At 63.5% G+C, this 21,383-nt stretch carries 20 protein-coding genes and 1 CRISPR repeat array; of the genes, 8 read left to right on the top strand and 12 right to left on the bottom strand.

Going from position 1 to position 21,383, the window contains the following annotated elements; genetic code table 11:
- Positions 1–32 precede the first annotated feature (32 nt).
- Positions 33–1,175: a cellulase family glycosylhydrolase gene (locus tag JWQ90_RS09760; protein ID WP_299692805.1), complete on the bottom strand. Its 1,143-nt coding sequence runs from the start codon at positions 1,173–1,175 to the stop codon at positions 33–35.
- Positions 1,176–1,395: 220 nt separating this feature from the next.
- Here JWQ90_RS09760 and JWQ90_RS09755 point away from each other — a divergent pair, with 220 nt between their 5' ends.
- The 5 genes from JWQ90_RS09755 to JWQ90_RS09735 all read left to right on the top strand — a co-directional run bounded on the left by JWQ90_RS09755 (position 1,396) and on the right by JWQ90_RS09735 (position 6,430).
- Positions 1,396–1,914, top strand: a complete 519-nt coding sequence (locus JWQ90_RS09755; RefSeq protein WP_299692803.1) for a rhodanese-like domain-containing protein — start codon at positions 1,396–1,398, stop codon at positions 1,912–1,914.
- Positions 1,915–2,086: 172 nt separating this feature from the next.
- Complete coding sequence (gene epsC / locus JWQ90_RS09750; RefSeq protein WP_299692801.1) at positions 2,087–3,064, top strand: serine O-acetyltransferase EpsC; 978 nt, start codon at positions 2,087–2,089, stop codon at positions 3,062–3,064.
- A complete protein-coding gene (locus JWQ90_RS09745; RefSeq protein WP_299692799.1) occupies positions 3,061–3,336 on the top strand; it encodes a helix-turn-helix transcriptional regulator in 276 nt (91 codons plus the stop codon). Before epsC ends, JWQ90_RS09745 begins: the two co-directional genes overlap by 4 nt.
- A gap of 69 nt (positions 3,337–3,405) precedes the next feature.
- On the top strand, positions 3,406–4,332 hold the full coding sequence (locus JWQ90_RS09740) for a family 2A encapsulin nanocompartment shell protein (RefSeq protein ID WP_299692797.1): 927 nt from the start codon (positions 3,406–3,408) through the stop codon (positions 4,330–4,332).
- Entirely contained in the window at positions 4,307–6,430 is a 2,124-nt protein-coding gene (locus tag JWQ90_RS09735; protein ID WP_299692793.1) for a family 2A encapsulin nanocompartment cargo protein cysteine desulfurase, read from the top strand. The genes JWQ90_RS09740 and JWQ90_RS09735 overlap by 26 nt, the downstream gene beginning before the upstream one ends.
- A 108-nt stretch (positions 6,431–6,538) precedes the next feature.
- Here JWQ90_RS09735 and JWQ90_RS09730 read toward each other — a convergent pair whose 3' ends face one another.
- Entirely contained in the window at positions 6,539–7,114 is a 576-nt protein-coding gene (locus JWQ90_RS09730) for an Ig-like domain-containing protein (RefSeq protein ID WP_299692790.1), read from the bottom strand.
- Positions 7,115–7,305: 191 nt separating this feature from the next.
- On the opposite strand from JWQ90_RS09730, the gene JWQ90_RS09725 reads away from it, so the two are divergent.
- The 3 genes from JWQ90_RS09725 (at position 7,306) to JWQ90_RS09715 (ending at position 9,577) form a co-directional block, all read left to right on the top strand.
- Positions 7,306–8,523 carry an MFS transporter gene (locus tag JWQ90_RS09725; RefSeq protein WP_299692787.1) on the top strand — a complete coding sequence of 406 codons (1,218 nt, stop codon included), beginning with the start codon at positions 7,306–7,308 and terminating at the stop codon, positions 8,521–8,523.
- 164 nt (positions 8,524–8,687) lie between these two features.
- Positions 8,688–9,131 carry an antitoxin Xre/MbcA/ParS toxin-binding domain-containing protein gene (locus JWQ90_RS09720; protein ID WP_299692784.1) on the top strand — a complete coding sequence of 148 codons (444 nt, stop codon included), beginning with the start codon at positions 8,688–8,690 and terminating at the stop codon, positions 9,129–9,131.
- Positions 9,131–9,577, top strand: coding sequence for an RES family NAD+ phosphorylase (locus JWQ90_RS09715; RefSeq protein WP_299692781.1), 447 nt, complete (start codon positions 9,131–9,133; stop codon positions 9,575–9,577). The genes JWQ90_RS09720 and JWQ90_RS09715 overlap by 1 nt, the downstream gene beginning before the upstream one ends.
- Positions 9,578–9,733: 156 nt before the next feature.
- Positions 9,734–11,654: a CRISPR direct-repeat array (repeat unit 29 nt; unit sequence CGGTTCATCCCCGCTCACACGGGGAACGC).
- 107 nt (positions 11,655–11,761) lie between these two features.
- On the opposite strand, the gene cas2e is transcribed toward JWQ90_RS09715, so the two are convergent.
- From cas2e to cas3, 10 genes are read right to left on the bottom strand one after another with little or no spacing between them, the layout of a single operon-like run.
- A complete protein-coding gene (gene cas2e / locus JWQ90_RS09710; protein ID WP_299692778.1) occupies positions 11,762–12,064 on the bottom strand; it encodes a type I-E CRISPR-associated endoribonuclease Cas2e in 303 nt (100 codons plus the stop codon).
- Positions 12,061–12,984, bottom strand: coding sequence for a type I-E CRISPR-associated endonuclease Cas1e (gene cas1e / locus JWQ90_RS09705; RefSeq protein ID WP_366919484.1), 924 nt, complete (start codon positions 12,982–12,984; stop codon positions 12,061–12,063). The genes cas2e and cas1e overlap by 4 nt, the downstream gene beginning before the upstream one ends.
- The gene (locus JWQ90_RS09700) at positions 12,981–13,352 is read right to left on the bottom strand and encodes a DUF5615 family PIN-like protein (protein WP_299692772.1); all 372 of its coding nucleotides are present in this window, start codon (positions 13,350–13,352) and stop codon (positions 12,981–12,983) included. Before JWQ90_RS09700 ends, cas1e begins: the two co-directional genes overlap by 4 nt.
- Positions 13,349–13,588 (bottom strand): DUF433 domain-containing protein, encoded by a 240-nt coding sequence (locus JWQ90_RS09695; RefSeq protein ID WP_299692769.1) that lies wholly within the window; start codon positions 13,586–13,588, stop codon positions 13,349–13,351. The genes JWQ90_RS09700 and JWQ90_RS09695 overlap by 4 nt, the downstream gene beginning before the upstream one ends.
- Before the next feature lie 54 nt (positions 13,589–13,642).
- Positions 13,643–14,302: a type I-E CRISPR-associated protein Cas6/Cse3/CasE gene (gene cas6e / locus JWQ90_RS09690; RefSeq protein WP_299692766.1), complete on the bottom strand. Its 660-nt coding sequence runs from the start codon at positions 14,300–14,302 to the stop codon at positions 13,643–13,645.
- Complete coding sequence (gene cas5e / locus JWQ90_RS09685) at positions 14,299–15,120, bottom strand: type I-E CRISPR-associated protein Cas5/CasD (protein WP_299692763.1); 822 nt, start codon at positions 15,118–15,120, stop codon at positions 14,299–14,301. Before cas5e ends, cas6e begins: the two co-directional genes overlap by 4 nt.
- 3 nt (positions 15,121–15,123) lie before the next feature.
- Positions 15,124–16,170, bottom strand: a complete 1,047-nt coding sequence (gene cas7e, locus JWQ90_RS09680; protein ID WP_299692760.1) for a type I-E CRISPR-associated protein Cas7/Cse4/CasC — start codon at positions 16,168–16,170, stop codon at positions 15,124–15,126.
- Between the two features lie 46 nt (positions 16,171–16,216).
- Positions 16,217–16,768 (bottom strand): type I-E CRISPR-associated protein Cse2/CasB, encoded by a 552-nt coding sequence (casB, locus tag JWQ90_RS09675; protein WP_299692757.1) that lies wholly within the window; start codon positions 16,766–16,768, stop codon positions 16,217–16,219.
- Positions 16,765–18,501 carry a type I-E CRISPR-associated protein Cse1/CasA gene (gene casA, locus JWQ90_RS09670; RefSeq protein ID WP_299692754.1) on the bottom strand — a complete coding sequence of 579 codons (1,737 nt, stop codon included), beginning with the start codon at positions 18,499–18,501 and terminating at the stop codon, positions 16,765–16,767. The genes casB and casA overlap by 4 nt, the downstream gene beginning before the upstream one ends.
- Before the next feature lie 55 nt (positions 18,502–18,556).
- Positions 18,557–21,247, bottom strand: a complete 2,691-nt coding sequence (cas3, locus tag JWQ90_RS09665; RefSeq protein WP_299692751.1) for a CRISPR-associated helicase Cas3' — start codon at positions 21,245–21,247, stop codon at positions 18,557–18,559.
- Positions 21,248–21,383 lie beyond the last annotated feature (136 nt).

Below are 21,383 nucleotides of genomic sequence, written 5' to 3'. Positions count from 1 at the left end.
GGTCACGACCCGCCCTACTCCGGTTCTGGGATTCATCGGGCGGGCGGCTCCAGACCCAGGGCTTCGACCGCGCCGCGATTCCACAGCCGCGCACCCTGCGGGCCATCGACCAGCCCCATATGCTGGGTGAAATCGAAATGGGTCCAGCCGATGCCGCGCGCCTCCAGCAGTTCGCGCGTGTCGCGCAGCCAGGCTTCGCGCGAACCCGGCGGCGCATAGGTTTTGACCACGCCGAATTCGCCGCACCAGACCGGTACCTGGTTCCGGTTCTTCCATTCGGCAACGCGGTCGAGCATCAACGCGAGCTTGGCGCGGTTCCAGTTCTGCTGGCCGTAGTAGGCCGCATGCGGGCGCGCGTCGGCATCCAGCCCGGGCAATACCGGCGCCAGCGCCTCGACCGAAGAGGGATACGGAAACCCGCGGAACCTGGCCCACATCGGCCAGCCCCAGGTCGCGCCCTGGTGGGTGAAGTTGAACGGCTCGTAGAAGTGGAAGCTGTAGATCAGGTTTTTATCCTGGAACGGCGTCAGCGCCAGCAGCTCGTCGATCGACGAATACTTATGGCCGGCGACCGCAATGGTGTAGGCCGGCGCCGCATCGCGCACCGATCCGGCCAGGGTCTGCATGACTTTCAGTGATGCGGCCGCATCGTCATTGCCGGGCTCGTTGAGCACTTCGAATACCAGCATGGCAGGCGGCAGACGCGACGACAGCTGCTTGGCGAGACTCCACCAGAAAGCCGACGCTGCGGTGAGCGTGGCCGGATCGCCGAGCAGGCGCTTCAAGTATGCGTTGTCGGCGTTCATCGTGACGACCGCCATCAGATCGTGCGAGGCGACTTTTTGCAGCGCGTCGGCGAGTTCGGCGGCGCGCTGCGGATTCGCGCGCGAGGGCATGCCCGCATCGACCAGCCAGGCCTGATCGAAAGCGATACGCACGTGGCGGAAACCCATGCGCCGCAGATTGGCGAGATCCGCATCGTCGGGCCGGAACAGCTGCGGGTCGATCGTCGGGTTGCCACGATAAGTGAACCAGAACGACAGATTGATGCCGCGCGCCAGCCGCGCCTGCACCGCGGACGGCACCTCCGCCTGCGCGGTATCGCTGCATACCGCGAGCAGCAGGCCCGACATGAACAGGCCCATATAGCGCATCAGCCAGTTCGATCGTTCCATTTGTCCTTGTATTTCGGGTGTCTGATCGGGCCTGATCGGTGCCTGATTAGGGCGGCGACACGATATCTCGCTGGGCGAGCCCGAGGTTTTATTCCATTCAAACATTACAACATCGCATTAAGTTCGTTCTAAAACATAACGGGCGTTTCTACAGTGGGCCGCTTCAGGGGCAGGCCGGTACACCGGCAAGGTCGCTGTCCTACAACCTCAGGAAGATCGCATGAGCCACCCAGCTGTTGCCAGCATCGAGCAGCGCATCGCCGATGCTACCGCCGGCGTGCCGAACGGCGCTTCGGAACTTCCGGCGGCGGTTGCCCGCGCGCGCGCCGAGGCGGTCCAGGCGAAGCTGGCATACGCTGGCAGCATCAGTCCGCAGGACTCCTGGGACCTGGTCGCAAGCGGTGCTGCGGTGCTGGTCGATGTGCGCAGCGCCGAGGAGCGCAAGTTCGTCGGCGAGGTGCCGAACAGCGTGCACGTCGCCTGGGCCACCGGCACCGCGCTGACGCGCAATCCGCGCTTCGTCCGCGAACTCGAGGCCAAGGTCAGGAAGGACCAGCTGGCGATTCTGCTGTGCCGCAGCGGCAAGCGCTCGGTGCTGGCAGCGGAAGCCGCAGCCAAGGCCGGCTTCACCCAGATCTACAACGTGCTCGAAGGCTTCGAGGGCGAGCTCGACGCCGCGCATCAGCGCGGCAAGCGGGACGGCTGGCGCTTGCGCGGCCTGCCCTGGATACAGGACTAGTGTCCTGTCTCAGAGATTCGCATGCGACTTCGCGGCCCCTTTTCGCGCCTGGCCGCGTTGCTCCTCCTCGCCATAGTTCGACTATGGCTCGTCGTCGCGCCTTGCCAGACACGAAAAGTGACTCGCGAATTCATCAAGCAATCTCTGAGACAGGACACTGGAGCATCGCCGCATGAGTCTGCATGAAGCGCCGCCTCTGGCGGCGCAAAGCCATTGGGATCTGGACGCGATCGTCGCCGAGCTGCGCGAAGTGCGCGGCCGCTGGCGCGAGAATCGCAGCCGCAGCCGCGATCTGGGCGAGCGCGAATTCCCGTCGCGCGATAGCGTTCGCGACATCGTCGCGCTGCTGCGCGGCGCGCTGTTTCCGCTGCGGCTCGGCCCGCCCGACCTGAAGCGCGAGGGCGAAGACTTTTATATCGGCCATGCACTGGATACCGCGCTGACCGGGCTCGCCGCGCAGGTGCGCCTGGAGCTGAGTTGCCGCTGGCGTGGCGACGGCAGCGAGCCGAGCACGCAGGAACTGGCGCGGCACTCCGGTGAAATCGTTGCCGCGTTCGCGGCGCAGCTGCCGCGCCTGCGCGTGCTGCTCGATTCCGACGTCGAGGCCGCCTTTCGTGGCGACCCGGCTGCGCAGAGCGTCGACGAAGTGCTGCTGTGCTACCCCGGCGTGCTGGCGCTGATCCATCACCGCTTCGCGCATCAGCTGTACCAACTCGGCGTGCCGCTGATCGCGCGCATCGTCGCCGAACTCGCGCACTCCGAGACCGGCATCGACATCCATCCGGGCGCCCGCATCGGCGCGCATTTCTTCATCGATCACGGCACCGGCGTGGTCATCGGCGAAACTGCCGAGATCGGCGAGCGCGTGCGCATCTACCAGGCCGTGACGCTGGGCGCCAAGCGCTTCGAGACTGAAGAAGGCGGCGCGCTGCAGAAAGGCCGGCCGCGGCACCCGATCGTCGAGGACGACGTCGTCGTCTATGCCGGCGCGACGATCCTGGGACGCGTCACCATCGGCCGCGGCTCCAGCATCGGCGGCAACGTCTGGCTGACACGCAGCGTGCCGCCCGGCAGCCAGGTCACGCAGGCACGGCTGGAACATGCCGTCGGCGCATCCACGACGGCGATCGACAAAGCACAGGGCCGATGACCCTGCTGGAAAAACGCTTCGGCCGCGCCGTTCGCGAAGCGCGCATGGATCATGGCTGGTCGCAGGAGCGGCTCGCCGAAGCCGCGGACCTTAACCGCAGTTATCTCGGCGAGATCGAGCGCGGCCAGGTTACGGCTTCGCTGGTCACCGCCGACAAGCTCGCGTCGGCGCTGCATCTTCGACTGTCGGTGCTGGTGAGCCGCTGCGAGCAAGCGGCCTCGGCACGCACCAGTAAATCGCCGGTTCGTCGGCTTGGTGGCGATAGCCTGTAGCCAGACTCCTTAGGTCCGGCCAATCTATCTTTAGATTTTTTTTCTGATCCATTAAGACAAGGAACCGTCATGGCCGAATACATTGCCCCACCAACCGTGGGCGACGCCGCCGCGCATCAACTTGCCAATACCACCAAGACGCATGCGCAGCTGGCCATCATCACGCCGCGCTGGCTGGTGCATCTGCTGCAGTGGCTGCCGGTGGAAGCCGGCGTGTTCCGCGTCAACAAGGTCAGGAATCCGGCCGACATCCGCACCGCCTGCTCGGTCACCGAGAGCGGCGAGCTGCCGAACTCCTACGTCGATTATGAGGAGCATCCGCGCGAATACTGGCTGCGTCAGGTTGCCAGCAAGCTCAACATCCACACCCGTGTTTCCGACCTGTATTCGAGCCCGCACGATCAGATCAAGGAACAGCTGCGGCTGATCATCGAGACGATCAAGGAGCGCCAGGAAAGCGAGCTGATCAACAACCCGGACTACGGCCTGCTGGCCAACGTCGCCGAGAGCCAGCGCGTGTATCCGCTGAGCGGCGCGCCGACACCGGATGACCTCGACGAACTGCTGACCAAGGTCTGGAAGGAGCCCGCGTTCTTCCTCGCCCATCCACTGGCGATTGCCGCATTTGGCCGCGAATGCACGCGCCGCGGCGTACCGCCGCCGACCGTGAGCCTGTTCGGCGGCCAGTTCATCACCTGGCGCGGCGTGCCGCTGATCCCCAGCGACAAGGTGCCGGTTGCCGACGGCAAGTCCAAGATTCTGCTGCTGCGTGTCGGCGAGAAGCGCCAGGGCATCGTCGGCCTGTTCCAGCCCGGCCTCGCCGGCGAACAGAGCCCGGGCCTGTCGGTGCGCCTGATGGGCATCGACCAGTACGCGATCGCCTCGTACCTGATCTCGCTGTACTGCTCGCTCGCGGTGCTGACCGAAGACGCGCTGGCGGTGCTGGAAGACGTGGAAGTGAACAAGTTCCATGACTATCCCGACATCTACAAGTGAGTCGGCGCTGCCCGATATCGCGTCGCTGACGGCACTGGCGAACCAGCTGTTCCAGGCAGAGCCGGGCACGACGCCGCTGGGCAAGCTGTCGCCGGCGGCACCGACGCGCCCTGTCGGTTTCGGTGCGCCGCCGGCGCCCGGCGTTCCAACGCTGGGCCAGTACAACGTCATGCCGCAGCCGACATCGCTGCCGGCAACACCGCCGTTCCCGGTCACGCAGTCGGCGGTCGCTCAGCATATGGCGCCGCCGTCGGCGATCACGCCAAGGTTGGTACCGACGATGGCGCAGACACCGGACGTGCCGGCCGCCGCATCGACCGCCGTGCCGGCTTCGGGCCGCAGCAGCGGTCCGCTGCAGGGCGTACCCGAGGCTTATGCGGCAAATGCGCCAGCGGCTGCGCCGATTGCGGGGCTCGCCGATTTCGGCGTGCCTGCGGCTATCCCGGCTGCGCCGGCGTCGCTGAAACCGGACAGCCCGTTCTACTTTCTCGGTGAAAGCCATGGCTATCCGCAGACACGCGGCGGCACCTCGCCGAGCCAGCAGTCGCCGGATGTGCAGCCCTCACTGCCGACCTTCGCGGGCGCACCCACGCCGCCGAATGCGCCGGTTCCCTCGACACCGTATTACTTCGTCGGCGAATCCAGCAGCTATCCGGCCACGGCCAGCGGAGCACCCTCCAGCGATCTGATCAGTGCGCAGTCGTTTGCCTTGCCGGGCTCTGAAAAGTTGCAGGCGGCGCAGGTGCCAGAGCCTGCAGCCGACCCGGTACGCAAGCCCGCGTCCGCACCGAGCTACTACTTCACCGATCTGTCGCACCCGGAGCCGAAGCACGTCGATCGCGACGAGCCCGCCACGCCAAGCGCACGGCCCGCTTTCGACGTCAATGCGGTGCGCCGCGATTTTCCAATCCTGCGCGAGCGCGTCAACGGCCGTCCGCTGATCTGGTTCGACAACGCCGCGACCACGCAGAAGCCGCAATCGGTGATCGACCGGCTCGCGTATTTCTATGCGCACGAGAACTCCAACATCCATCGCGCCGCACACGAGCTGGCCGCGCGCGCGACCGACGCCTACGAATCCGCGCGCAACAAGGTCGCGAAGTTTCTCGGCGCGAGTTCGTCCGAGGAAATCATCTTCGTGCGCGGCGCCACCGAGGCGATCAATCTGGTCGCTTTCAGCTGGGGCCGGCAGAACGTGCTCGAGGGCGACGAGATCGTGGTCTCGCATCTGGAGCACCACGCCAACATCGTCCCCTGGCAGATGCTGTGCGCTGAAAAAGGCGCGAAATTGCGGGTGATTCCGGTCGACGACAGCGGCCAGCTGCGTCTCGACGAGTACCAGAAGCTGCTCAACGACCGCACCAAAATTGTCGCGGTCACGCAGGTATCGAACGCACTCGGCACGATCACGCCGATCAAGCAGATCGTCGAGATGGGCCAGCGTGCCGGCGCGAAAGTGCTGGTCGACGGCGCGCAGGCCGTGTCGCATCTGCGCGTCAACGTGCAGGCACTCGGCGCGGACTTCTACGTGTTCTCGGGCCACAAGATTTTTGGCCCGACCGGCATCGGCGTGGTCTACGGCAAGCGCGAAATCCTGGAGCACACGCCGCCGTACCAAGGCGGCGGCAACATGATCCAGGACGTTACCTTCGACAAGACGATCTATCACGGCCCGCCGGCGCGCTTCGAAGCCGGCACCGGCAACATCGCCGACGCGGTCGGACTCGGCGCGGCGCTGGACTACGTCGAACGCATCGGCCTTGAGAACATCGCGCGCTACGAACACGAGCTGCTGGAATACGGCACTCAGGGTTTGCTGACGGTTCCCGGCCTGCACCTGATCGGCACCGCCAAGGACAAGACCAGCGTGATGTCCTTCGTGCTCGACGGGTATCAGACCGAAGAAGTCGGCAAGGCGCTGAACCAGGACGGCATCGCGGTGCGCTCCGGCCATCACTGCGCGCAGCCGATCCTGCGCCGCTTCGGCGTCGAGGCCACGGTGCGTCCGTCGATCGCGTTCTACAACACCTTCGAAGAAATCGACACGATGGTGGCGGCGCTGCACCGGCTGGTCGCGAACGCGAATCGCCGGGGCTGAAGCCCGACCCACAAAAAGTTCTTCAGAAGATTCGCAAACAAAAGAATATGGGCAATAGTCCGCGTCCCTCGTCTCCCAAGCGCTTTCAACCGATGTGAATATCCGCTTTTAAGTTTGCGCTTTCGCATGCTGAGGAAGTCGACGTTTAGCAAGCAAAAGGGTCAGCAGTGCTCCGAGCGAGGCCAGATCGAGTGCACCACCTCCGCCTCCGCCACTTCCGCTACCGCCGGGCGACGGCACTTCGCCTGACGGAGGAGAGGTTCCCGGAGCCGGGCCAGAAGGTTGCGCAACCAGTACTTGCACCGTTGCAGGTTTTGACGAATGACCGAGGTCGTCCTGAACCGTGTAGCGAAAGCGGTCGAGTCCGCTGAAACCCGAATTGGGCGTGTAACGGATGGTGCCGTCGCCGTTGACGATTGCAGTGCCCGATTCGGGTGGATCGGACAGTAATACGCTCCCGGGATTCACCGTACCCAGCAACGAGCCGTCATTGGCGATGACCGGGATGACAACCGGCGTACCAATGGCGGTGTGTGCAGAATCATCGCCGGCGATAGCCTCGGTCCTTCGCAGCACATAGAGCTCGTCACCGAGCAGTGAGGATCGCGCGCTGAAGTAGATATTGGTGCCGACTTCGGTGAATTGTCCCATCGTGGTGGTGGGGTCGATGTCGGCGCCTCCCACCGCTGGGCTCCACACGACGGGCAAAAAAAATTTGTCGGCCGCGTCGATTTCCGCTGACCTTGTTCGTCGTATCCATATGAGCGGTAAAAAACAGGCGCTTGCAGGCTTGGCGAAACCGGAGAACTCAGGATGCGATTTAGGGTGATAGTCAAAGTGACTCAGGACAGCAGTATCCGTGAGGGAGCATCATCATGAAGCGGCACTACGGCTGGGTTGTGGTCGCCGCTGGCGCGCTGATCACCTGCGTCGCCATGGGCGCGCTGTTCTCACTCGCCGTATTCCTGCAACCGATGGCGGACACTACCGGCTGGTCGCGCGTCGGCATCTCCGGTGCCATGACGCTGGATTTCATCGCGATGGGCGTCGCCGGCTTCGGCTGGGGCGCGCTCAGCGACCGCTACGGCGCACGCATCGTCGTGCTCTGCGGCACCGTGCTGCTGGGGTTGGGCCTGTTCCTGGCCAGCCGCGCCCAAAGCCTGCTGGAGTTCCAGCTTTACTACGGCGGCATCGTCGGCATTGCCGCCGGCAGTTTCTTCGCGCCGATGATCGCCATTGTCTCGGCCTGGTTCGACGAGCATCGCGGCCTCGCCGTCTCGCTGGTCTCCGCCGGCATGGGCGTGGCGCCGCTCACTGTGTCGCCTTTCGCGGCCTGGCTGATCACGCACACCGACTGGCGCAACGCCCAACTCATCATCGCCGCGCTCGCGACGCTGATCCTGCTGCCGGCCACGTTGCTGGTGCGCTCGCCGCCCAAGGCCGCTGCGGCGGCAGGCGCTCCCATCGACACGACAGCGGATATCGGCAGCTCGGGCGCATCGACCGTAGTCCAGGCCCTGCACACGCCGCACTTCATCATCCTGGCCCTGGTCTTCTTCGGCTGCTGCGCGGCACACTCGGGTCCGATCTTCCACACGGTGAGCTACGCCATCGGCTGCGGCCTGCCGACGATGGCCGCGGTGACCATCTACAGCGTCGAAGGTGTGGCCGGTCTGGGTGGCCGCGTGCTGCTGGGTGTGCTGGCCGACCGCATCGGCGTCAAGACCACATTGATCGCGGGCCTGACGGTGCAGGCCATCGCCGCAGGCGCCTACATGTTCGCGCGTGACCTCGGCACGTTCTACGCATTGGCAACCATTTTCGGCGCGGCCTACGGTGGCACCATGCCGCTTTACGCGCTATTGATCCGCGACTACTTCGGCCTGCGCATGATGGGCACCGTACTCGGCGCCGCCGCCATGATCTCTAGCCTCGGTATGGCACTCGGCCCGGCGGTCGGCGGATGGATCTACGACAGCTTCCGCAGTTACGACGGGCTCTACATCGGCTCCTTCGGTATCGGTATCGCTGCCGCGGTGATGGCGCTGGCGTTTCCGCCGCTACAGTCGAAATCGAAGGCGGCTATGGTTTAAGTGAGGGGAGCGAAACCGTCGGAGTCATATGGCATCTCATAGGGTGGGCTTACCGGCATCCGGGACGGCAGGGATAGCCCGCAGCAGCACGGCTACCGTGCTGACAGGCCGTGCTGGCGCTGCCCGCCATATGGCGTACAATACCGCTCAAATGGAGGCGGCCTATGAGCGATGTTCCTGGTCCAGTTACCGAAGTTGAAAATGTGTTCACCCGAATCGGCCGCCTGCTTGATCTAAAGGTCGATTCCGAGGTGGATGTCATCCGCGTTGTCACGCAGGGCATCACCGTGCGCACCTACAAACGGATAGCGAACAAGCTCCGCTTCCCGGCCAACATGGTAGCGCCCGAAAGCACCGTGCGACGCCGCCTCACGAGCAGCGGTCGTTTTAATGAAGCCGAATCCGAGCGCGTTGTCCGTCTGGCGCGCGTGTTCTCAGAAGCGGTCGGACTGTTCGGCGATGAAAGTGCCGCCCTCGAATGGTTCAATACTCCTGCCGAATACTTACGCGATCAGGCGCCGATTACGCCCATGGCCTTGGCAGCGACGGATGCCGGCGCTCGCTTGGTTGAGTCGCACATCAGTCGCACGGCCTATGGGTTTGTCTGATGCGGCTGTGGCGGATTTCCGCCTGGCCGGGTCTTGACGGAACAGGCGGACTTCACACCTCCGGCCGCTGGCATACCGTAGGGCGTCTGGTTATCTACGCCGGGGAGCATCCAGCCTTGGCGATGATCGAGACCATGGCTCATATGCGACTCACGCTGACGTCGATTCCGCTGACGCTGAAACTGATACCGATTGACGTAGCGGACGGGGCAGTGATTTCCCCATCTCCAACGCTCCCGCCAGGCTGGCAGGCCAACGAACCGACAAGCCAGGCAGTCGGCGACGCTTGGTTAGCCTCGGGTGCCGGGCTATTGCTGCCCGTGCCGTCGGCTCTGTTGGCTCATTCCACTAACTACATCATCAACCCGGCCCACCCGCAGGCACCGATGCATCTGATGGAAGGAAATATCGAGCCATTCTGGTTCGATAAGCGATACCTTCGTTAAAAACGCGCTGGCAATTCCGTAGGGATTCAAATACGGCCGTAGAGATTCAAAGCTCTGGCATAGGCTCGGGCATCGCGATCGTCGATCAACAATCGAAGTTGATCGCGCTTGGCGATGCTGATCGCAACGGTTTCGCCGCGGCCTGGTAGGTAGAACCGGTTCATCCCCGCTCACACGGGGAACGCTTGGCGGCGGCATTGGGTCGCGTCGTCTCTGCCGGTTCATCCCCGCTCACACGGGGAACGCCCGCTCTGGATGAGTCCGGCGAGCAGCGGCACCGGTTCATCCCCGCTCACACGGGGAACGCCCAGTATTGAAAGGCACCCAGCCTAGCGACTTCGGTTCATCCCCGCTCACACGGGGAACGCGCTTGCCTCGCGTCCCCCCGTCAGTAGTCGGGCGGTTCATCCCCGCTCACACGGGGAACGCTAGGCCATGAGCGCCAGATCCCAGGTGCCGAACGGTTCATCCCCGCTCACACGGGGAACGCTACCGTTACCGTGTCGTCAACCTGGGTCATCACGGTTCATCCCCGCTCACACGGGGAACGCTGGAGAGCGACGGGGCGAAGTTGATCGCCGACCGGTTCATCCCCGCTCACACGGGGAACGCAAATAGAGCGTGCCTGCACTGCATTTGTAAGACGGTTCATCCCCGCTCACACGGGGAACGCCTCTTACCCCAGTCGGCGCCGTGTTCCAGTACCGGTTCATCCCCGCTCACACGGGGAACGCACGCGTTCAACGTTTTCCGGCCGCACCCAGAGCGGTTCATCCCCGCTCACACGGGGAACGCTTCACGAGACCTTCGAGCACCGCCTTGTCTTCCGGTTCATCCCCGCTCACACGGGGAACGCAGAGTATTGACGGTATCGAGGGATTCACTATCCGGTTCATCCCCGCTCACACGGGGAACGCAACTGGCCGCCGTCCATGTCTGATTTGCTGGGCGGTTCATCCCCGCTCACACGGGGAACGCAGGGAGAGGGTCCCCCTGGCTAGATCCGGCACCGGTTCATCCCCGCTCACACGGGGAACGCCTCAGCCCCCGCTCTGCACGCCTCTAGCTGGGCGGTTCATCCCCGCTCACACGGGGAACGCAGGCTCGCAGCCGTACACCGGAACAAGTTTGCCGGTTCATCCCCGCTCACACGGGGAACGCGTTTCAAGGCATGCGCGGTAAGTGGCCTCACCCGGTTCATCCCCGCTCACACGGGGAACGCGAAGCCTGTGCGCGCTACTGCCACCGCTACACCGGTTCATCCCCGCTCACACGGGGAACGCCCGATATCGCCAGCCTCTACCGCAGCCAGGAACGGTTCATCCCCGCTCACACGGGGAACGCTTCGTGTTGCCTATGGGGGCGCCTGCTGATGCCGGTTCATCCCCGCTCACACGGGGAACGCCCATGCCTGAGGACGAACGCAACGCTCGCTCTCGGTTCATCCCCGCTCACACGGGGAACGCGCGTAGCGCTTGATGGATCTCTGCTCGAAATTCGGTTCATCCCCGCTCACACGGGGAACGCCCGCAGCCCGCGCGACGAATTGCCGAACAAGCCGGTTCATCCCCGCTCACACGGGGAACGCCTCGCTGCCTGCTCGCAGTATTCGTCACGAAACGGTTCATCCCCGCTCACACGGGGAACGCGTCGAAAGTCGTGCATCCACTGCTCGCCGAGGCCGGTTCATCCCCGCTCACACGGGGAACGCGACTGCACCCTGATCGAGCGCAAGGCGAGCGGCGGTTCATCCCCGCTCACACGGGGAACGCTCGATCGGATCGCCTGGCTTCGTCGTTGCATTCGGTTCATCCCCGCTCACACGGGGAACGCGCGGCCTTCCATTGCCAGAGCCGGCGGGAATCCGGTTCATCCCCGCTCACACGGGGAACGCGTCGGGCACTGTGATGCGCTCGGCGGCGATGCCGGTTCATCCCCGCTCACACGGGGAACGCGTTCTCGGCCTTGGCACTCATATCGTCCATCGCGGTTCATCCCCGCTCACACGGGGAACGCACAAGCGAAACGATATCCGAAAGCCGATCAGTCGGTTCATCCCCGCTCACACGGGGAACGCACTAAACGCAAATAACTGACAGCATTAGTTATTTTCAGGTCTCGAAATTCTACCGCCAATCTGAGGCGCGATCATATATCGATTTCCCTTGATTGCTGAAGAACCAATTACGTATCGGGAAGCCGCGCGTCCTGGGGTAAGAACTCCACAAGCCGAGTGCCGTCGTAGTCGACAGGAACCCGCCGATTTTGGCCGACAGTATCGAAGCGAAACCCGGCTTCGTCGGTGGCATCCTTCCATGCGATGACGGCATTGCCGCCCTCGATTCCCTCGCGGACTTGATTCCAGAGATATTCTCGAATCTTCCGGTTGTAGTCCCCGACGTAGACACCGGCGCGCACTTCCAGAAGCCAAATCGCCATTCTGCCGCGCAGACGCGGGGGCGCATTTTCGAGCACGACTACGATCATCCGGATCGATGCCCCGGGTCGCCCAAACTTGAGGGATTTGGAATCGCCGGTGGAATCTGCTCCCCCGTTGGCTGCGGCGGCGCGAGTTCTCCAGCGGCAAGGATCGCTTCGATGTCGGGAATAATCCGCTCCAACAGGTTAGTGCGACGAAACGCATCCCGACAGGCCAGCCGGATCTGCCGCTCCGGTTCGGCTGGCTGACCCGCTGCCGTGGAAAATGCGATCGGCACCACGGTCTCGAATTTGTAGAGATCGGCCATGTCGTAGACGAAGGACAGCGGTTTGCCGCTGTGAATAAAGCCGATCGCGGGTGCATAGCCAGCTGCCAGCACAGCCGCCTCTGTCACTCCGTACAGACATGATGTTGCGGCTGACAAGCAGCGGTTGGGCAAATCACCTGCATCCCAGCTTTCGATGTCGTAATTGCGGGCTTTCCATTCCACACCGAACTTTTGCGCCAGCAATTGATAGGTTTTGCGGACGCGCGCGCCTTCGATACCACGCAATTGCTCAACGCTGCGCCGCGCAGGCGGCTCCTCACCGAATCGGCGACGATACATCTCGCGTACGACCTTGAGCCGGGCATCGTCGTCCAGTGCCAGGCGTGCCTGATACAGCAGGCGATCGGACCTCGCGCCACCCGGTTGACCTGCGGAGTAGAGCCGTACGCCTCCCTCGCCGATCCATACCAGCAGTGTGCCGACCTGCGCCGCCAGACGGACCGCTGCATGCGAAATGCGCGTACCGATTTCCAACATCAAGCAGGCGACGCCGCCCACCGGAATGTGGGTGCGGACACCGTTCTTGTCGACCACGACGAAGGCCCCATCCAGCACGTCGAGATTGCCCTTCTCGACATAAAGAACCGATATCCGATCCTTGATTGGAATGGGCTTGATCGGTGGCAGACGCTCGCTCAGGGGTTTTGTCCGGGCAAGCGCCGCAGCCGCACGCCATGTTCGGTAATGACGGATAGATTGCCGACGAGCTTGTCCGGCGCGGCCAACAACTCCAGCAATCGCTCGGCTGGCCACGTCGGAGGTACGGGCTCCTGACGCAAATAGAGGATCGCCGGCGGTGGCGCCCGACGCTTGGAAAACACCAGTTCGCCATAGTCGCGGTCAAACGTCACCAGCCACCGCCCTGACTCGTGCGCTGCCATCAGCACTCGCTCATCCGATGCGCCTGGCATCGCTTCCTGCACCGCGAGTACATCCACGCCCGCGGCTCTCAGCAGACGCACTGAAGGCGCCGGAAAGTTCTCGTTGACGATCAGCGGAGGGATCACGCAACAGCCTTGTGAGCAGCAATGTATTGCTCGTCGTGCATCATCTCAGCGGCAAAGGCGAGCGCCGCGAGAATGTCCTCACGCGTGATGTGCGGGTAGGACTCCAGGAGCTGTTGGTGCGACCAGCCGTTGGCAAGCCAGCCCAAAATCAGCTCAACGGAAATCCGTGTGCCTCTAATCACGGGCTTTCCGACCAGTATGGCCGGGTCACTGGTGATGCGGTCTCGCCATTCCATGTCTCTGTTCCTCAACTTCCCGAACCCTGATCTTCTGCTGGTCAGGCGACGGACTCAAGCTCGCCGCACCAGCAGCAGGCCGCAGCCGAAGGCTTTGGCCTTTCCTAAGCCGTTTCGCAGAGCAGCGCGAAACGGTTCCGGATCGGTCACCGTAAGCCGTCCACTGAAGTCGAGCGTGGAGTAACGAATATCGCCGCCACCGTCTTTGCGCACCCGCTCCTGTCGGTACGCGCCCGTGCGAACTTCGCCTTCGTCAAAACGAAAACCGCAGCGCGAGCCCTGCTTGGCCAGCCAGGCAAGTCCGGCCGCCCTCTCGATCAGCGCGCGGTCGATGGGTTCGCCAGCCTGCGTCCGCAACGCATCGCAAACCACGTCATGTCGGCGGGCGCCGCCTTCGGTACGGCGAGTCACCACCGGGTTGGCGCGCAGATCAAACGCCAGTTCATCACCTTCTTCGAGTTGCGGCTGAAAGAGCTTGGTTTCAATCTGCCAACCGGGGGTCTCCATGACGGGCGGCGATTCGGACAACAAGTAGTAGGTAGGCGTGCCGCCCTCGACGCGGCGAAACAGGAAATCGCGTTGCGCATCCGGACGGGTGCCCCACAACGTCCACAACCGCTGGTGCTCGATGTACGGGCCGCGGGCAAGCTGCCGCAGGGTTTCGCGGCCGCGGGCATCGGCAGCGTCGATCCTGGCTCTGGATAGATAGCTCATGCGGACAGTTCCGCCTTGGGCCACGCCGCCATCTGCTCCAGCCGTGGGCCGAACTGCCAGCGCTTGCGGCTGAGGCTGGCGTCGTTACGGGTGTGGGTTTGCAGGGTCTCCAGCCCCGAGGGTGGGTCAGCGGCGTCACCATCCTCCCAGAACAGCCAAGCCGGATCAGTTCCCAGCAAGCGGCCGATACCCAAGCGCTGCGGCAGTAGCCGTCGATCAAATCCCGGACCACTGCTCACTATCTGCCAGCGGCTGGAAAAATCCGTCAGCTCGACTTTGAACGCGCTAAGCAGATCCGGGGCATCCACGATCTGCGGCGCCAACGGGAACGCAAGCGGGCAACTCTTGCGCCCGACGTAGAGCGTAAATCGCGGACGTTCCAGTGCCGTAGCCAGTTCTGGCAGCGTCGGCGTCTCGGTAGAATCTGCGCGCCTCCATACTGCGATCACATGCAACGCCTCGCTGCGGTAGTCGCGTGCGGAGAGAATCGTGTTCAACTCCGATCGAGGAGCGGCACGCAACTCGTCCCTGCGCGTGAAATGCGGCGCTTTCTTCAAGTCGGTCTGACTCGGAACTTGAGCAGTGTGGTAATCCCGAAGCAGTTGGCCCGGCCGCAGTTGCAACACAGCCAAGCCGTACGCGCTGGATAGTCCAGCAAGACGCGCTTCCTCATCACGCCGAATCCCCAGCGCGGCACCCAACAGCCCCACGATCAGGCTCTTGCCTGGATGCGTCTGGCTCGGGCGCTGCTCACCCACCGCCACGGTGCCGAAGCTGGCGAGTGGTGCATACAGGCGGAATAGCAGGATCTCGGCCATGAGCTATTCCGTGATGAAGTCTTGCATCTCGCGCAGGCTGCCCTCGCCAGTAAGCACGTTGAAGGATTTTCGCCCCTCGCAGCGCGGCCCGTAGACCTGGTCCATGTTCGCCACAAGACGGTTCAGTTCCGTGATGGCTTGCGCCTGCACGTCGCCGTCGCGCGCATCGAACACCGGCCGGGTGAATGCCAGCGATAGCGAGCGCGGCTGCTGTGGCCCTTTCTCGGCCAGGCAGTAGAGCGCGTGGGCACGGCTTGCAAAGCTGTTCTGCTTGCCCGTAGGGGCTACTGTTGCCGCGCATTCCAGCAAGGCATACAAGGTCTTCGCCGTGAGCGCGGCATCGCCCTGAAGGTTCTGCTGCAAGAGGTCGCGGTCGATACAGAGATAGAGATAAAACACGCCCGCGCCGAATCCGGTCTCGCCCAGATGTCCGGCGCCCGCATCTACCTCACCCTTGTTCAGATCGTCTACCGCCGTGAAGTAGTCGTCTTCGATCTGCACCTTGTGAACCGTGAAGGCGTGCGCAACCTGGACCGCGGCCTCTATGTTGAAGACCGGCACGTCTGCCAACATGCGACCGAACAGCGCGATGTCCACCGCTTTGTTATCGCGCCGCAACAGTTTGAGTTCGTCCTCGCTGGGAGCGCGCTGTTCGACCGCTAGCAGCGCCACAAGGCGCTCGACCGCAGCGCGCTCCTCAGGGCTCAAGTGGAAAAGCTGGCCAGTCTTGAGCGGATCGGCAGCTTCCGGCTTACCGAACTGCTTGACGATGGCGCCAAGCCAGGTGGTTGCCTTCTTCTCGTCCACGCCTGCACCGATCAATCGCGGCAACAATTCCCGTCCCAATGTCTTGGTGCGCGTTCCACGATGCGCGCCCAAGGCGCTTTCGAATACCTCGGACATGCGCCATGCGCGCTTCAAACTCTGGCTGGATACGCGCAGACGGCTGGCACCGCCGATGATGCAGCTCTTGGGTCTGCCCAGGTCATCGCGATTGAGGTTCGAAGGCGGGTAGCTGGTGAGCAGATGCAACTGGATGAACTGGGTCATGGTGTCATTTCCTTAATTTCGTAACTGATTCGGGCGACAAGGTGCCTCATGCGCTCTTGGGCAGATGGCTGTAGTACTGGTAGGCCCAGCGCCGACGAAGCGCGGTGCCAAATAGTTCGTTGTCCCAGTCGCAGACCGCCTCGGCCAACCACAGGGCGTTGGCGGTTTTATCGAGAAGTTGAAGCGCACGACGCAGTTCCTGATGTAGTTCCGCACCCTGGGCCGCGAGCAAGCGTTGAAACCGCAACTCGCTCAAACGAGGGCGATCTGCGCCCTCTTTGGACTGGGCCAATTGCGCGGGCAGAGACCTTTCGCCCCCGTGCGTCTCTACCCAGGCAAGCAGCGGTGCGAGCGCCAGCAGCCGATCGTGATGCGGCGGTTCGTCGTCGCGGTCCGTGTATGCGGCCTCGGCTGAGCGTAGCAACTCATGGGCGCCGCGCTCGCTGACGGCATCCAACTCCCCGGCGCAGCGGCGCAGACGCGCGCGCGCCGCACGGGCGTGGGATCGTTCGCGGTCATGCAGCCAGTCCCGATACCGCAGAACCACGCGGCCTAGAGGATCGTCGGCGCGAAAGGGATGGCGGGGGAGATGATTCATGCTGGGGTGGCTCCTGCTTTATTCGCCGCGGCCCTGCGCGAGGCAGACTTTGCCGGCTTGCTGCTCGCAGGCATGTCGTCCGGCAAACCCAAGGCGTTCTTGAGCTTGGCGCCATCGAGATTCCGCATCAGTTGATGCCGCGCGAGCGCCACTCGTTTGGCGTTGCCCTGTTCGGCAGGGCCGCTTTCAGCGTACTGCTCGAACAACTGTTCGGCTGCGCGGCGCAGGCCTTGATGCCAGCGCAGACGGAATTCGAGCAGCGCCTCGTCGCTGGCGCGCGCTTCGACGCTTGCTTCGCTTAGGACATCGAGAAGGCGATAGAACTCCGGCTCCGTAGCCTGCCAGTAGGCATCCGTTGCAAAATCAAAATCCGCCCGGACCGTGGCACCGGGCGAAAACCAGGCGCTCTTGAGCGCCATGCGCAGAGAGCTTGCCGCCAGTTCCGCGGAATCGATCCACTGGCTGACGACATCCTCGATGTACCGGGATTCCACCGCCGGCAGCGGCATGTGCGACTCGTGCCAGCACAGCGGTTTCATGTTGTCCATGTCGTAACCGCAGGCGTAGAGACGAAATGGCAAACGTCGCGGGTTACGCAAGTGCCGCGATAACGCTTCGCGTCGCTTCATTGCGAACTCAGCGACCACGGCGGCGCGCTCAACGGTGGGAACGCATGCGCCCACCAGCCCGAGCCAGTCGCGGTAGTTCATGCCGCCCTTGGGGTGCAACGGCATCCACTCGACATCAGTCGGCTTGAGTCGGTAGTACGGCGACAAGGGATGCCGCCAGCCGGTGGTGTAGTTGGCGCCGTAGTTACGCGCACGGTACTGACGCACGCGATGCGGACTCGCCTCTCCACAAAGGTCGCACTCCCCTGAATCGGCGCTCGTAAGGTCGAGCACGATGCGGCGCGGCGTCGCCCAGAACACGTGCAGGGGATGTCCGTCCGCGTAGGTGACTTGCGGCCGGTGCTTTTCCGGAGCGTCACCGCCCGTTTTCCTGGCGGCTTTTCGTGCCACGCTGTTGCTGTCCTGGCTGGTGCGCGTCGGGGTCGCCCAGGGAAAGATCAGCGTGGGATCATTCATCTCCGCCTGCGGGTGATTGGGGCCAACGCTGGCCCGTTCCAGCACGTTGAGCCAAACCGCTCGCCACAATGTGGTCGGGAGCGCGTCCTGCCCCGTGGCGGCAACAAAAGTGGTCAATGGCCCTCCACCGCGCAGCGAGGTGTTGTTGCCCGCTCCGCCCGCCGGAGCATTAGTCTGCAAGGTCAACAACGCCGCGGCCGCACAGGGCGGGCAAAGTGCCTGCACCCCGCCACGCTTGACGAACAAATCCTTGTTGAACTTGGTGGACTGCTCGCCTGGGGATTCGATCAACAGCGCCGCGATGTCGTCGGGTTCCTGCTCAGCCAAATCCTGCGGCGCAAAGTCCTGCATGAAGCGCGCACCATCGCCGCCAAGCGCAAACCAGGGCGCCAGCGGAGCGAGCGTGGATCGCAACGCATCGGGGCCGGGCGGCTGCACGTAACCAGCAACCCAGTCCTGCGTGCCCGTCGGTGGGCAGGCGGTCTGGATCAGGCCGATCAGAAATTGCAGCAGGCTCGCGTTGAAATCCGGCCGCGTCGCTGCGAGACGCAGCACCGGATTCTCCGTGTCAGCGATCTCCCAAGGCGCGATGCGCGCGTAGCCCTGGGCACGGACTACCGGAAGCCAACGATCTTCGATCAAGTTCATGTTTCCTCCTGCACCGAACGCTAAACCATCAGAGGCCCAACAAATGGACCCAATCTCATGACTTTTTCCGGACGATTTCGAGCCCCGCATCGTCGGTGTAGGACAGATATCGCGTGGCGATTGCTCCTTGCTCGCCCTTCCACTGCGCCTTACCCGTCCACTGTCCGCCACTCCAACACATAGGTACCGGCACCACCCACTTCGCCCCGCGGCCCATGCGTTCACGCCAAGCTTGCAGTTGGGCAGCCAAAGCAGGATTAGCCGGCTCCGCCGCTTCGTTGACCTGCGCCGCGCGAACACTCAGGCGGCTCAAACCCGCTGCTCGACGCGGATCAGGGTCGGGGCAGAAGTCCGTCAAACAGCCTTCGGCCCATTTGAGCAGGTGCAGCGTCGCGGTGGGCTCGCCAAGGCGTGTGGGCGTATAGGCTTCGCTCAGCCAGTTGCTGAGCGGGGCAGAACCATAGGCGTAGCCTGTGGGCAGGCTCAGAGTGTTGGTGAGCGCCAGGCTTTTCGCGGCTTGCCGATTGCCCGCCTGCGCATCGAGCACGCCACGAAGCCCTTCGGGCAGGCGATCTTCCGCGTCCGGACCATAGACCGATTCGATCAGTTCACGCGCGTCCTCCGGCATTCGCCAGCCGCCGCGTCGGCTCAACTCGTCCACGGTCAGCCACAGCCGCGCGAGGTCGGGATAGACGTAGCCGCTGTTGCGCAGTTCCGATCCCAGCCAGCGCGCATCGGCATCCGGAAGCGCCTGCGGCGCATGCACCAGCAGAGTCGGCATGCCGCGCTCACCGCGATCATGACGATGCACGCGGCCCGCGCGCTGAACCAGCAGGTCGATGGGCGCGACATCGCTGATCATCAGATCGAAGTCCAGGTCCAGGGACTGTTCGACGACTTGAGTTGCGACCAGCACTTGGCCGGCACGGTCGCTGCCGGTGCGGCCAAAGCGATGCAATGCCTCGCCCTCGATACGCAGTCGATCGCCTAAGGCAAAGCGCGCGTGGAACAGCTGCGTTTCCGGATGCTGCGCACGCAGAGTGCTATAGCTCGCGATGGCTTGTGCAACCGTATTGCGAATCCAGCACACGGCCTTGCCTTGCCGAGCGGCATCCAAGACGCTGCGCTCGCAATCAGCGCTGCTGCGCAACCACTGCACTTCGACCCGTCGCGCTACCTGCGGTCGCGTCGCCACTTCCTGTTCGGTGAGCGCCTCAGCGTGCGCGTGCGTAAGAAGCGGATAGCTGACCGAGACGGGCGCGTGCCGCGGCGCGTAGATTGCGCACAACTCGCGGCGCATCTGCTGTGGCAGCGTAGCGGAGAGAAGGATCGCAGAGCCTCCTGCTTCGCAATGGAATCGCAAGAGTTCCTTCAGCAAGCCAAAGATATAGCTGTCGCAGGCGTGAACCTCATCGACGATCAGCACCTTGCCGAACAGGCCCAGAAGTCGCAGCGACTGGTGCTTGACCGGAAGGACCGCCATCAGCGCCTGATCGATGGTGCCAACGCCCACTTGCGCCAGCAGCGCGGCCTTGCGTGTATCGGCAAGCCACACCGTGCAGCGCTGACTCGCCGTTTCGTCTTTCTCGTATTCGGGCTCCGCGACGCCCTCGGGCAGCACGCTGGCGCGGAAGGCGGCGGACAAATCGCGCGCGCCATGCGCCAGGACCAGCGATGGCTGGCTACCCGTCGCAAACAGTTGGTCGTACACCGCACCAATGCGCTCATACATCTGGTTGGCTGTTGCCATTGTTGGCAACGCAAAGTACAGACCCTGGCCCCGACCCGCAGAGAGCAAGCGATGTGCAAGCATTACCGCCGCCTCGGTCTTGCCCGCGCCGGTAACGTCTTCGAGCACGAAGAGCTGCGGAGCCTTGGCCAACGCGATCCGCGCGCAATTCTGCTGCAAGGGTGTACCCGAGTCGCGGATACGCGGGAACAACGCGCCGAACGCTTGTTCCTCTGCTACCGCCCGTGGTAGTACGCCGCTGTTTTCGAGCGCTCGTACCGCCTGCAGTTGTGCTTTTCGCCAATAGAGTTCCAGTGCATCCGAAGGCGCGCAGTAGGGAAAGTATTCGGTGTTGGAACCCAGCCAATCGGAAAGCACCGCCAGCCCAGCAAGCCACCACGAGAATCGGCGATGATCGTCAAGCCTGATGCCGGGCAGGCTCGCGGCCCAGGCGTCGCGACTTGACGCGGGCCAGAGCAGACTGCCCGCGTCGTCCACAAACTCACGCGCGGCGAGAATGTCGGGCGGATAAAAGTGAGCGGCGAGGTGGGTGTCAACCCTGGGTGGTTGACCATGATGGCCCGTGACAGCGTGGAACCAGCACTGCCCGGCCTCGAAATCCGCGCCGCTGAGCAATGCGTCCAACCAAGGAACAGACGCGCAGAACTCCCAATCACCCACCAGTACAGCACCGAGGCTGTCGTGAAAATAAGGGCCGTAGGGTTTGAGCATGGTGCGCCCACCCTGCAACTGCGCAAGCAGATCAGCCCTCTGCGCTTGGAATGCCGGTGAGAATTTGCCGAGATCGTGCATCGTTAGAAAGAACGTACAGGCGTCAACGAACGCCTCGCCTGACAGCCCCAGGCGCGATGCCCAAAAGTCGCGCAGCTCATGGGCTTGAAGCAGAAACGTCTTGCCCACCGCTGCCACGTCGAGGCAGTGACAAGGCAATGGATGCCAAGCCAGAGCGCCGGCCTCCGGTCGCGCCTTACCCCAGTACTCCCAGTAACTCGCCATCACCGGCGCCCCCAATAACGACACGGGATAGATTTGCCACAGCTTACGAGCCTACAAATGATTTCGTATCAGACTTACGTCACGCATAAAAATCGGGGCGCCCGAAGGCGCCCCGATCGTTGCAGCGACTGCTTGT

The organism is Hydrocarboniphaga sp., from assembly GCF_028291725.1.
In the GTDB taxonomy this organism is placed as follows: Bacteria; Pseudomonadota; Gammaproteobacteria; order Nevskiales; family Nevskiaceae; genus Hydrocarboniphaga.
This window is presented reverse-complemented; position numbering and strand designations above follow the sequence as displayed.